This window comes from Hymenobacter sp. H14-R3, from assembly GCF_030063445.1.
Classification (GTDB): domain Bacteria; phylum Bacteroidota; class Bacteroidia; order Cytophagales; family Hymenobacteraceae; genus Hymenobacter.
Genome location: NZ_JASITD010000010.1, coordinates 113,750 through 126,058, shown reverse-complemented (window position 1 = coordinate 126,058; position 12,309 = coordinate 113,750). Strand labels below are relative to the sequence as shown.

Below are 12,309 nucleotides of genomic sequence, written 5' to 3'. Positions count from 1 at the left end.
AATATTTTATGTGAAATACTTTGGAGGAGCGTCATGCAGACCGCTGGGAAACATCTTGCTCGCTTCTCCCGAACCGTTTAACGGTGCGAGTGAGATACTTCCCTGCGGTCTGCATGACGTTCCTTTTGGCTCTTGAGCACCTTTTCTCGAACCTCTCAACTACCGGCCTTTTTTATAACCAGGGCCTCGGCCTGCTTGGCCAGCATCTGGCGGTAGAGCTCGCGCAGGGCGTGGTATTCCTGGGCGCTGTACACGGGCTTGTCGAGGGTGAGGCGGCTGAGGAGCTGCACCGTGCCGGGCGCGGGGCTGCTGGCCGCGTACACGTAGCGGCCGCCCTGGTCGGGCAGGGCCAGCGTGGTGGGCTTGGGCAGCTCGGCAGTGTAGCCGGCCGGCAGGGTCAGGGTGAGGCTGATAACCTCCTGGCGCAACATCCCAAAATCGACTGGGAAGCTGCGCTCGGCCAGCTGAAACGGGTTGCTATCCTCGCTAAACGTGGCCAACGGCTTGACGTACAGCTCCTCGGCCGTAGTGGCCGTTTCGGCCGGCTGGCGCAGGGTGTAGCTGATGCTCAGGGGCTGGCCCAGGTTGGTGGTGCCGCTCAGCTGGTAGCTGGGCATTTCCCAGCTGGGGTGCTCGCTGGCCAGCTCGGCGGCAAATTTTTTCTCGCCCAACTGGGCCAGCTTTTCGCGGGCGGCCAGGCCGGCGTAGCCGCCAAAGTCTTCGCGCGCCTGGCTGGTTAGGCCACCCTGGGCGTCGAGGGTCATTTTCACTTCCTGGTAATGCGTGTAGCGCAGGCTGGGCGCAAGGCTCACCCAGCGGCCCTCGCCCTCGGCGGGCACCGTGTGGCCGATTTTGTTGAGGCAGCGCAGCGGCAGGGCGTCGGCGGTGAGCAGTGGCTCGGTGGCGTCGAGCAGCAGGTCGTGGCCGCCGGGCAGCTCCACGGCGGCCAGCACGTAGTTGAACTGGTCGAGCAGCGGGTATTCCTGGCTCACGTAGCCGTGGGCGCGGGTGCTTAGCAGCAGAGGCTGGGCCACCAGGCCGGCCTGGCGCAGGGCGGCCACCAGCAGCAGGTTCACATCGGCCGAGTTGCCGCGGCGCTGCTCCCAGGTGTGCTTGAGCGAGCCACTGGTGAGCAGGCGCGGGCTGCCGTCGTACTTCACGGCTTGCAGCACCAGGGCGCGCACGGCGGCGGCGCGGGCGGCCGGGTCGGGGTTGGCCTGCACGGCGGGGCGCACCACATCGGCCAAAAAGCCGGCGTGGTTCAGCACCAGCCCAAATTCCTCGTGCTTGAGCAGCAGGCCGTTCTTTTTGGGCCAGCTATCGGCCAGGTCGCGGTATTGCTCCTCGGGCCACTGAATGCCGGCCAGCTCGCAGGTGATGCGCGTCAGGTAGTCGTCGGGGGTCGTGATGTAGGGCTCGGCGCGCACGGCGGGCGCGTTGCGCACTATCAGGCGGTGCTGCTCGGTAGTCATGCTCACACCGGTGCTGCCCACGTCGATGCCCGCGCCCGCCCCAAATTCGGCCCGGCGCGTGAGTATCAGCGCCACCGAGCCAGTGCTCTCCTCGCTGGTAGCCAGCGGCACGTAGCCGTGGTACAGCATCTTGTAGCGGTAGGGCATGGGGTAGCTGAAGCGGTACTCGCTCCAGCGCGTGGGAATGTCGCGCTGAAACGTCCAGCCGGGGTAGTCGCTCAGCATCGACGAGGTGATGGTGTAGGCGTACTCCACCACGGCGCCTTCCTGCACGGCGGGCAGCGTAAACTTTTGCACATTCACCCGGTCGGTGCGCTTCTCCACAAACACGCCGGCGTCGTCGAGCTTGGTTCTCAAGATTTTGCCATCGGCCCCGCGCACGTAGGTGAAGCCGCGCAGGTTGCTCAGCTTCTCCTTGTTCTCGTCGCGGTGGTAAAGCGGCACTTCTACGGTGGCGTAGTCGTAGCCGGCTTTTTTAAGAATCTTGAGGCGCACCACGCGCTCGTGAATCACGCACATTTCGCCGCCCGGGCTGGCAAAGCGCGAGGTGCCGTAGTCGCAGAGCACCACGGCCGCCGCGCCGCTGTCGGCCACGAAGTTTTTGGCCTCGAAATCGGCTGCCTCGGGCTGGCCGAAGCGCACCGGGGGCGGGCCCTTAAACGCCGCGGGCGGCACGTGGGTCTGCGCCCAGCAACTAGCAGGCAACCCATTCATTAACAGTATCATACCCAACCCCGCCAGGGCTTGCCCCGGCCAACGCACTACTCCCATCATACATACTCAGCAGAAATACCCGCCCACCCCGGCCGGGGCGCGGCGGGCCGTAATTAGATTTTTTTCAGAACCAGTGCCTCCGACTGCTTGGCCAGGGCCAGGCGGTAGAATTCGCGCAGGTTGGCGTATTCCTCAGCGCCGTACACGGCCTTGTTGAGCACGAGGCGGCTCATGAGCTGCACCGTGCCGGGCGTGGTGCTGCTGGCCGAATACATGTAGCGCCCGCCGTGGTCGGGCAGGTCTACCACGGCGGGCTTGGGCAGCTCGGCGGTGTAGCCGGCCGGCAGGGTCAGCGTCAGCATAATAACGTCCTGGGTGGGTGCGCCAAAATCGACGGGGTACGTGCGCACGGCGTGGTGAAACGGGTTGCGCCCTTCGCCAAACGAGGCCAATGGGCTCACGTAAATCTCCTGGGCCGTGCCGGGCGTGCTGGCCGGCTGGCGCAGCGCATAGGTGAGGGCCAGCGGCTGAGCCACTTCGCCCACGGCCGCAAACTTGTAGCTGGGCACTTCCCAGCTGGGGTGCCGGGTGGTGAGCTGGCTCACGTATTTTTTCTCACCCAGCGCCTGCAATTCCTCGCGGGCCAAGGCCCCCGCGTAGCCGCCGTGCTCCTCGTGCACCTCGCCCGTGAGGTTGCCCTGGTCGTCCACCGCCATTTTAATGTTCTGAAAGTGATTGTGGTGCTGCTTGGGGGCCAGCGTTACCCAGCGGCCGGGCTGCTCCCTGGCGGCCACCAGGCGGCCCAGCTGGCTGAGGCAGCGCGCGGGCAGCATGCCGCAGGGCAGCAGCGGCTCGGTGGCATCGAGCAGCAGCTCAGTGCTGTCAGCCAGCGGCAGCAGGCCCACCACGTAGTTATACTGCTCTAGCAGCGGGAAGCTCTCGTTGATGCGGCCGTGGGTGCGGGTGCTCAGCACCACCGGCTGGGCGGGCAGCCCGGCCTGGCGCAGGGCCGCAATGAGCAGCAGGTTCACATCGGCCGAGTTGCCGCGGTGCTGCTCCCAGGTGTGCTTGAGCGAGCCGCTGGCCAGCAGGCGGTTGGTGCCGTCGTACTTCACAGTTTGCTGCACCAGGGTGCGCACGGCGGCGGCGCGGGCGGCCGGGTCGGGGTGCTGAATGGCCAGCACGTGCAGGGCTTCTTTCAGAAACCCGGCCCGTTCGAGCAGCAGGCCAAACTCCTCGTGGGCCATCAGCTCGGAGTTGATTTTTTGCCAGCCGCCCGAGCGGTTTTGGTACGCGCCGCCCGGCATGCGCTCGCCGGCCAGCTCAAAATCGAGGCGCGCCACGTAGTCGCGTGGGGTGGTCATAAAGGGCTCTTCGCGCAGGGCGGGCACGTTTTGCATGGCCCAGTGGTAGTTGGTGGCCCGCGCCTGAATGGTTTCCGTAGAACTGGCCGAGTGGCTCGTTACGCCCCCGCCTATTGTTACGCCATCGGCGCGCTGCACGCGCTCGGTGGCCGTAAACTGCGTGCTTACTTCTTCCTGGGTTTGCAGGGCCAGGGGCTCGTAGCCCTGCATCAGCATCTTGTAGGTGAAGTACTCGGGAATGGTGGCCCGAAACTCGCTCCAGCGCGTGGGGATGTCGCGCTGAAACGTCCAGGGCTGGAAGTTGAAGAGGAAGTCCGACGTTACGGAGTACGAATACTCGATAATGGCCCCTTCGCGCACGCCAGGCAGCGTAAACTTGCGCACCCGGTTGTTCTGGTTGCGCTCCTCGGTAAACATGTTGGCGCTCTCCAGCTTCACCTTCTCCACCTTACCATCTACCACGTTGTAGGTGAAGCCCTTAAGGTTCGTTACCTTCTCCTCGCTCCCATTGCGGTGGTACAGCGGAATCTCCACGGTGGCGTATTCGTAGCCCGCTTTTTTGAGAATCTTAATGCGCGTGGTGCGCTCCGTTTCCATCTGAAAGCTGAGGCCGTTGAGCGTGAAGCGCGCCGTGCCAAAGTCGTAGAGCACCACGGCCGCGGCGGCGCTGTCGCCCACAAAGTTTTTGGCGGCAAAATCGGCCAGCTCGGGCTTGCCAAATTTGATAACCACCGGCTGCGCGCCGGCCTGCTGCGCCTGGCTGGCTACCGGGCCCAACAGCCCCAGCACTCCTACCACCGCAGAACTCCAAGTACGTAGTTTTTGAATCATAGAAAGATGTTATTGGAGGCTGCGGGTATAAAATCATATAGCCGCCCTTACCTGGTAAAAGTAGGGGGCGGCTACTTGATTACCAACATCTTCTTCCCGTTATCTACACAACTTCTTCGGGCCCGGCCACGGCCATTGCCTGGGCGGCCAGGTCGTCGTGGGCGGCGGGGCCGGGGGGCGTGGCCTTCACGCCCAGCAGCAGGTAGCCCAGGGCCGCCAGCACGCAGGCCAGGCTCAGGGCGTGCACCCAGGGCAGGCGGCCGGGCTGGTTGTCAAAAACCCAGCCCGCCAGCAGCGCCCCAATGCCGATGCCCACCTCCAGGGCAATGTACATGGTGGCCACGCCCCGGCCCCGGCGCTCGGGGTGGCTCAGGTCAATCGTCCAGGCATAAAGCGTGGGCGAGTTCAGCCCCGTGCCGAGGCCGAATATCACGGCCGCTACCAGGAATACGGGCACCGACGGCGACCACACCAGCACCGCCAGCCCCAGCGCCAGCAAGCCCGCCGACCAGCGCAGCACCAGCACCCGCCCGTAGGTGTCACTGGCCTTGCCCGCCGCCAGCCGCACCGCCAGCGAGGCCAGCGTGTAGCAGATGTAAAACAGCCCTTTGGTGGGCCCGGCCAGCCCCAGCAGCCGGCTCTGGTCGGGTATCACGGTGAGCACCGCGCCGAAGGGAAACAGGCACAGCAGCGTTACCAGGGCCGGGCTCAGCACCCGCGGCTCCAGTATCTCATCCAGCTTAATCTTTAGCAGCGAGAAGCTAAACCTATGCCGCTGCACCTGGGGCAGGGTTTCGGTGAGCGTGCCCTGCACCAGCACCGAGAGCAGCGCCGCCGCGCTCGACAGGTAAAACATGGTGTTCAGGGAGAACGTCTCGGCCACCCACGAGCCCAGCGCCGGGCCGGCGGCCATGCCCAGGCTACCCGTTACGCCGAGCAGGCCCATGGCCTCGCCGCGCTTGTGGGTGGGCACAATGTCGGCCACGTAGGCGGCGGTAGCCGTGGGCTTAAAACCCGTACTGAAACCATGCAGCAGCCGCAGCAGCAAAAACCCGCTCACCGTGAGCGCTAGCGGATAGAAAAACCCGCACACAAAGCACACCAGCGACCCGAATATCATCACCGGAATGCGCCCCACCGTGTCGGACAACTTACCCGAAAACGGCCGCGAAATGGCCGCCGTGAGCGTAAACAGCGCAATGATGAAGCCCTTGTACTCGCCCCCGCCCAGGTCGGTGAGGTGCTGCGGCAACTCGGGCAGCAACAGATTGAAAGACAGGAAGAACAGAAACGACGACAGGCACATCAGCCAGAAGCCCCGCGAATACGAACCAAGCATAAGTAGCGCAAAGGTCGGGCCCGGGCGCTACGAATGGCATGAGCAACGGCTATTTCCAGGAGATGGGCACGTTGCGGAATTCAACAACATCCGTTCTACCAACGCTACCCTCCTGATAAATCTCAAATGACACCAGTTTAAACTGCTTAACAGATGGCAGTATTTTAGAGACCGTAGCGATTGTTTTTACTGGTATACCAGTGGCCAGGCTGCCTCTGCGCTTGCCTGAGCCAACTAAAATGTCGTCAGTTTGGTATTCATCGCCATTCTCATCTACTACTTTAAACTGCATGAATTGCACATCACGATTGGCGGCGGTGTTTGTCAATAAAAAGGTTATAATGGCCGTTTGGCCCTTCGCATTACCTAGACATTTGACGAGGGCAAAATCAACTTTTTGCACCGTTTGATGCTGCGTGCCCTGCGTGGTGCCCGATGGGGTAGCGCCGCCCATTTGCCCACCCGTAACCTGCACCGGGGCAGTGGTCGGGCTACGGGCTATAATGCCCTTCTTCAGATTAGCATTCTCAAACTTGAGCTTGGCGTTGTCAATTTTCAGCTTCTCGCACTCATCCATCGCCGTTTGGGCGGTGGCCGACTGGCCGAGGAGCAAAAGCATACCAGTGGCGAAAACAGGGCAGAAATACTTCATACAAAGGTTAAGGAGCTAGAAAAAAGGGTATAGCACCCATTAAACGGCCCTTTCTAGCAGGGGTTACCAGGTGACACGCGCAAAGGGCATTTTCGAAGCAGTCCTCAACTTACTGCCAGGTAATGGCCACGTCCCTGAACTCGATATTCGTAGCCGGGTAGCTGCCGGCCGCCTGAATGGGGCACGAAATAATTCTAAGTACCTGATTAAAAGGCAGTACCTGGGGGATAATAAAAGTGGCCTTCACGGGCACCCCCGTGGCTAGCGTGCGCTGCTGACCCTGCGCGCCAACGTGGATATTAAGCGTTTTGTACGTCTCCCCTTTCTCATCAATGGCGGTTACCCGCACGAACTGCACGGCCTGGCTGGCTACCGCATTAGTCAGAACCAGCGTGATGGTTACGGTTTGCGCCTTGGTATCGCCCTGGCACTTGATGAGGTCAAAGTCTACTTTGTGCGCCGTTTGGTGCTGCATTGCTGCCAGTTCATCGCCCGGCTGGCTTATCGCTTGCGGCGCGGCCGTGGTCAGGCTGCGCACCATAACGCCCTGCCGCAGGTTGGTATTCTCAAACCGGAGCCGGTCATTATCGAGCTTCAGCTTTGCGCAATCGTCCATTGGGGTTTGGGCGGTGGCCGCGTGGCCGAGTAGCCCAAGCGTGGCAGTAGCAAAGGCAACGCAGTAATCCTTCATATAAAATACAGAAAAGCAACGGGTTACGAAGTGGCAAGCGCACCTACGGCCGGTTGAACGGCGCTTGTGCCGCAGGGTTATGGGCCGGCCAACGAGAATTTCAGGGCAACGAGCCGTTTCGGGCAGCTCCGTTCGACGGGCTGCGGCCGGCGCGCCCCTGCCAAAATGACCCCTCCCCCACCCCGGCCCCAAATATGCCGTATGGCGGGTCTATGAGTTTCTTATCTAATTTATTTCAACGTATTTCTGCAAAGAACCCCAGCGGCGGGCGCGGCCCCGAGAAGCCCGCCGTGAGCGTGCGCGAACGGGTGTCGGCCCTGCGCCACCTGCCGGCTTTTCTGCGGCTCATCTGGCGCACCTCACCGGCGCTCACGCTCGGCAACATTGCGCTGCGTCTGCTGCGGGCCGCCCTGCCGCTGGCCATGCTCTACGTGGGCCGGCTCATCATTGATGACATTGTGCAGCTCACCAAGCTGCCGCCGGCCAGCCGGGTGCTCACGCCGGTTTTCAGCCTCGTGGCCCTGGAGTTTGGTCTCGTGCTACTGGCCGATGCGCTGGGCCGGGGCGTGGCCCTTCTCGACTCGCTGCTCGGCGACCTCTTCGCCAATGCCAGCTCGGTGCGCCTCATGCGCCACGCCGCCGAGCTCGACCTCGACCAGTTTGAAGACAGCAATTTTTACGATAAGCTGGAGCGCGCCCGCCGCCAGACGCTCTCGCGCTCAGTGCTCATGAGCCAGGTACTGGCCCAGGGCCAGGACGCCGTGACGCTGGTGCTGCTGGCCGCCGGCCTGGTGGCCTTCCAGCCTTGGCTGCTGGGCCTGCTGCTGCTGGCCGTGGTGCCCGCCTTCCTCGGCGAAAGCCACTTCAACGAGCGCAGCTACTCCCTCTCCCACTCCTGGACGCCCGAGCGCCGCGAACTCGACTACCTGCGCCAAACCGGCGCCAGCGACGAAACGGCTAAAGAGGTGAAAATCTTTGGGTTATCCGATTTCCTGATTGCGCGCTTCTCCACGCTGTCCGACCAGTTTTACTACCAGAACAAGACGCTGGCGCTGCGCCGCGCCAGCTGGGGCACCGTGTTTGCGGCCGTGGGGGCGGCCGGCTACTACGGGGCTTATTTATACATCATTAAGCAGGCCGTGGGCGGGGCCATTTCCATCGGGCAGCTTACGTTTCTGGCGGGTTCGTTTGCCCGGCTGCGGGGCCTGCTCGAAGGTATTTTGAGCCGCTTCAGCCAGGTGGCCGACGGGGCGCTCTACTTGCAGGATTTCTTCGATTTCTTTATGATTGAGCCGCGCATTGTGCGGCCTAAGCTGGGCCAGGCGGTGCGGCCGTTCCCGCGGCCCATCCGGCAGGGCTTCACGTTTGAGGATGTGGGCTTTAAATACAAGAACGCCGAAAAATGGGCCCTGCGCCACCTCAGCTTCGAGCTGCACGCCGGCGAAAAGCTGGCCCTAGTGGGCGAAAACGGCGCGGGTAAAACCACGCTGGTCAAGCTATTATCCCGCCTCTACGACCCCAGCGAGGGCCGCATCCTACTCGACGGCCACGACCTGCGTGAGTACGACCCCGCCGAGCTGCGCCAGGAAATCGGCGTCATCTTCCAGGATTTCGTGCGCTTCCAGCTACCCGCCGGCCAAAACCTGGCCGTGGGCCGCATCGAGGAGCGCACCAACCAGCCCCGCATCGAGCAGGCCGCCCATCAAAGCCTCGCCGACTCGGTCATCGCCAAGCTGCCCCTGGGCTACGACCAGATGATTGGCCGCCGCTTCAACGGCGGCGTGGACCTGAGCGGCGGCGAGTGGCAAAAAATCGCCCTCGGCCGCGCCTACATGCGCGAGGCCCAGCTACTTATCCTCGACGAGCCCACCGCCGCCCTCGACGCCCGCGCCGAGTATGAAGTCTTCCAACGCTTCAAAGAGCTGACCCAGGGCAAAACCGCCGTGCTCATCAGCCACCGCTTCAGCACCGTGCGCATGGCCGACCGCATCTTGGTCGTTGAAGACGGCCGCGTGCAGGAAATCGGCTCGCACGAGGAGCTGCTGGCCAAGAACGGGCGCTACGCCGAGCTGTTTGCGTTGCAGGCGGCGGGCTACCGGTAGTAGCGGGCTGGCTTACGCAGTAGAGACAAGCTATTATCCTCCGGCAAGCTTACTGCTAGTAGTATGCTTGCCGTTATTGGCAGTCAAAAAGCATTAGTAATATAGCTATTGTTGGCGAAATCACGCAAGATATTAAAGCGTTAGATTATGGGAGCCTGGGGATTCAAGGCATTGGATAGTGACAACGGCTTAGACGTAGTTGATTCAATCGAAGAATATATTTCGATTAAATACCCAAATTCCCAGCAAATAACCTTAACACTTTCAGAAATTTTAAGTTTTCTCAAAGGCAGTCTTTTCGGTCAATCATTTGAAGAAGTTGACTTCTTGTACGATAACTCTTCAATGGCGCTCACGGAGTTGTATCTACTATTTAAAACAACGGGAAGTTTACCTTATGAAAACGAAGATGATGAAACTAAAAATTTAAAAACCCGAGTCATAGAATTCATCGGAGATGAAAAATCTTTTTTCTTTCTTCTACAGTACCTAGAAGATATTCAAAATAACGTGCCAGATGAAGATGGCGAGAGAGAGATTGTAGAACTTTGGAAAAAATCTAAGAATTACGACAAATGGTCAGAAAATTTAAATGCCTTGATTAAGGGGCTAAAGGAAGAGCTAAAAATTAGCTAAAATCCCTGATACAGTCGCACTTATTTGCAGTGAGGCTTATGTTATTTTTTATTAGTGCAGAAAATCAACGCAAGTAATTATGAATTACTTTGTAAAAAAATACGCATATGGGGACCAGGTTTCGGTTTGCTTAGATGCCGGAAATAAGGAGATAATGGTTATTAGCGCAAGAATGGAAACAATTAATAGCCAAGCTTATATGACCGGATACAATTGGGAAGCAGTTATAAGCTACTAAGTACCCGTTGCTCATTAGTTTGCTATACAAAAACGTCATACTGAACGCAGTGAAGCATCTTAATCAGAAGAGCAATCTTCACGTTTAGAGCTGGTTACGCGACTAAGATGCTTCACTGCGTTCAGCATGACATTATTTTTTTAACATAAACTATTTGCTAATGGGTACTTATTTACAGACTAACTATCCAGAACTTTTAAAAGGACTTGATACAGACTCTGAAGGAGAAACGTATATTGCACTCTATAACAAGTCTGATAGTACTAAAGTAAGCATATTTATTACTATAATTAATAAAATTATGAATAATCTCGAAATTACTTATAATTTTATTAAAGAAAAAGGCGAAAAATAAAATGGGAGCAATAATAAACAAAATGTATTTTAATTGAATAAGAATCGAAATGGCTCATAACACGTTAGTTTATGGGCGAATAAACAGTCCAGCTTGGAAGACAAAAGATTTTTACAAACTCCATCTACTTAATGAAAGGATAATTTCAGAACTGCCTGAGTTTAGCGAAAATATCCCTTCCATAAACAAAACCATGTTTTCTACAGCGAATGAGCAGGGCACATTTCGGCAACAAGTAATCACGTTTGGAGCAAGCTATAAGTCACTAGAATATGAGTGGGAGTTATGGCTTGAAAAATTTGAAAGTATTCTAAGTAAGCTTTATTGGCTAGACGTAAAAATATACGTCGATTTTGAGCTTCTGGGGGATTATAAATATGAATGGAATATTAATAATAAAGGGCTAATCAACTTGCGGCTTGAAGAGCCGAAACCAACAACTAACTGGACTTTTAAAAGCGACGGCCCGAGAACTTTTGTTACTGTTTTGTGAAAGCAAATGCCCCCAGTAATTTAGAAGTTGACCAGAATCCTCCCCCTTCCCAACATGCCGACACTTACCGAACTTGATAAAGCACGTCTTTACTTACTATTCAGAATCAGCCCGTTAGCCCCGGCTATCCGCGCAAAGCCGGAAGCGGCCGTATTGCGAATCATCATCATCCGGCACGGCGAGAAGCCCGAAGAGGGTGACAACCTCTCCTGCGCCGGCCTCAACCGGGCGCTGGCGCTGCCCACGGTGCTCGACCGGCTCATGCCCACCCCGCCCGACTACACCTACGTGCCCCTCATCGGCACCGACAGCGAGAATACCAGTACGGCCCGCATGTTTCAGACCGTGACGCCCTACGCAGTGCAGCACAACCTCATTGTAAATAGCGACTACGACGTTGACAATACCAAGGGCATTGCTAAGGAGTTGCGGTACCAACGGGGCACGGCCTTGGTGGTGTGGGAGCACAACAGCATCCCCGAAATCGCTAAGAACCTGGGTATTGAAGAGCCGCTAGAGTGGCCCGATGACGATTATGATAGCATCTGGACCATAACCTTCAGCGGTGGTGGGGCCAAAGGCAAAGCCAAGCACCCTACGCTGACCAGAAGCCAGGAGAGTATTCACCCGTCGGCCACCTGCCCCGGTCAGTAGCCCTGCGGTTATTATTCTCCAGACAAAACCGCCGGCCGCATGCTGGTAGTAGAATGCGGCCGGGCACAGGAAATTACTCACCCAAAGAATTGCGGACCAAGGGCGGGCGCTACGCGAAACTGCTTGCCTTGCAGAAGGCAGGGCAATGGTAGAGGCTATTCCCATTCGGCCGGCGCGCTCAGTGAGTCGAACAAGCTGGGCGCTGGCTTGTCCAGCATGGTATATGCTCAGCACTCCAGGCAGCAGCACCTACCGCAATTTATTAATTATCAGACAGTTAAATAAATAATGAGCAACTGAAATATTCGACATTAAACGCAATGTGACATATTGCTGCCTGCGGGGTTTCAAGCCAAATTAAGACGCGCAGCACGAGTTGGTAGGCAACGAGCGGCAACGCCGGCAGCACCCGGCCCGGCCGTTGCAGCCAGTTACTCAGGCGGGCCAGCAGGGCTTGCGCAGCTGCAACGCCAAGGGTAGGCTAAGCAGAGAAAAGGGCAGCAGGCAGGCAATAAACCACAAGTGATTCCAGATAAAATTGCCCTTGGGGTAGGAGCCCTCAGAGTAGTGCGGATAAAAATCGAGCAGGGACGTGTACCCCGCGCCTTGCGCCAGCCGCTCGTAGTACACCTGCGGACCCACCACCATGCCAAATACCAGTGGCAACAGCAGGCTTTGCAGGCGCTCGCCCACGAACTGCCCCGCGGTGCGCCGCCCCAGAGCGAAGGTGAGCTCTACCCCGGAAATTACAAATAGCAGAGGCATGCG

At 58.4% G+C, this 12,309-nt stretch carries 10 protein-coding genes; 4 read left to right on the top strand and 6 right to left on the bottom strand.

Annotation, left to right across the window (positions count from 1 at the left end; genetic code table 11):
- Positions 1–155 precede the first annotated feature (155 nt).
- The 5 genes from QMK33_RS11270 to QMK33_RS11250 form a co-directional block, all read right to left on the bottom strand.
- Positions 156–2,198, bottom strand: a complete 2,043-nt coding sequence (locus QMK33_RS11270; protein ID WP_283564686.1) for a DUF3857 domain-containing protein — start codon at positions 2,196–2,198, stop codon at positions 156–158.
- A gap of 101 nt (positions 2,199–2,299) precedes the next feature.
- Positions 2,300–4,381, bottom strand: a complete 2,082-nt coding sequence (locus QMK33_RS11265) for a transglutaminase family protein (protein WP_283564685.1) — start codon at positions 4,379–4,381, stop codon at positions 2,300–2,302.
- Between the two features lie 103 nt (positions 4,382–4,484).
- Positions 4,485–5,720, bottom strand: a complete 1,236-nt coding sequence (locus QMK33_RS11260; RefSeq protein ID WP_283564684.1) for an MFS transporter — start codon at positions 5,718–5,720, stop codon at positions 4,485–4,487.
- A gap of 49 nt (positions 5,721–5,769) precedes the next feature.
- A complete protein-coding gene (locus QMK33_RS11255; protein WP_283564683.1) occupies positions 5,770–6,372 on the bottom strand; it encodes a hypothetical protein in 603 nt (200 codons plus the stop codon).
- A 109-nt stretch (positions 6,373–6,481) separates the two neighbouring features.
- On the bottom strand, positions 6,482–7,063 hold the full coding sequence (locus tag QMK33_RS11250) for a hypothetical protein (protein ID WP_283564682.1): 582 nt from the start codon (positions 7,061–7,063) through the stop codon (positions 6,482–6,484).
- A gap of 212 nt (positions 7,064–7,275) precedes the next feature.
- On the opposite strand from QMK33_RS11250, the gene QMK33_RS11245 reads away from it, so the two are divergent.
- The 4 genes from QMK33_RS11245 (at position 7,276) to QMK33_RS11230 (ending at position 11,541) form a co-directional block, all read left to right on the top strand.
- A complete protein-coding gene (locus tag QMK33_RS11245) occupies positions 7,276–9,165 on the top strand; it encodes an ABC transporter ATP-binding protein (protein ID WP_283564681.1) in 1,890 nt (629 codons plus the stop codon).
- Positions 9,166–9,312: 147 nt separating this feature from the next.
- Entirely contained in the window at positions 9,313–9,801 is a 489-nt protein-coding gene (locus QMK33_RS11240) for a DUF4259 domain-containing protein (RefSeq protein ID WP_283564680.1), read from the top strand.
- A gap of 642 nt (positions 9,802–10,443) precedes the next feature.
- Entirely contained in the window at positions 10,444–10,887 is a 444-nt protein-coding gene (locus tag QMK33_RS11235; protein WP_283564679.1) for a hypothetical protein, read from the top strand.
- 153 nt (positions 10,888–11,040) lie between these two features.
- On the top strand, positions 11,041–11,541 hold the full coding sequence (locus QMK33_RS11230) for a histidine phosphatase family protein (protein WP_283564678.1): 501 nt from the start codon (positions 11,041–11,043) through the stop codon (positions 11,539–11,541).
- Positions 11,542–11,976: 435 nt separating this feature from the next.
- On the opposite strand, the gene QMK33_RS11225 is transcribed toward QMK33_RS11230, so the two are convergent.
- Positions 11,977–12,306: an acyltransferase family protein gene (locus QMK33_RS11225; protein ID WP_283564677.1), complete on the bottom strand. Its 330-nt coding sequence runs from the start codon at positions 12,304–12,306 to the stop codon at positions 11,977–11,979.
- Between the last annotated feature and the right edge of the window lie 3 nt (positions 12,307–12,309).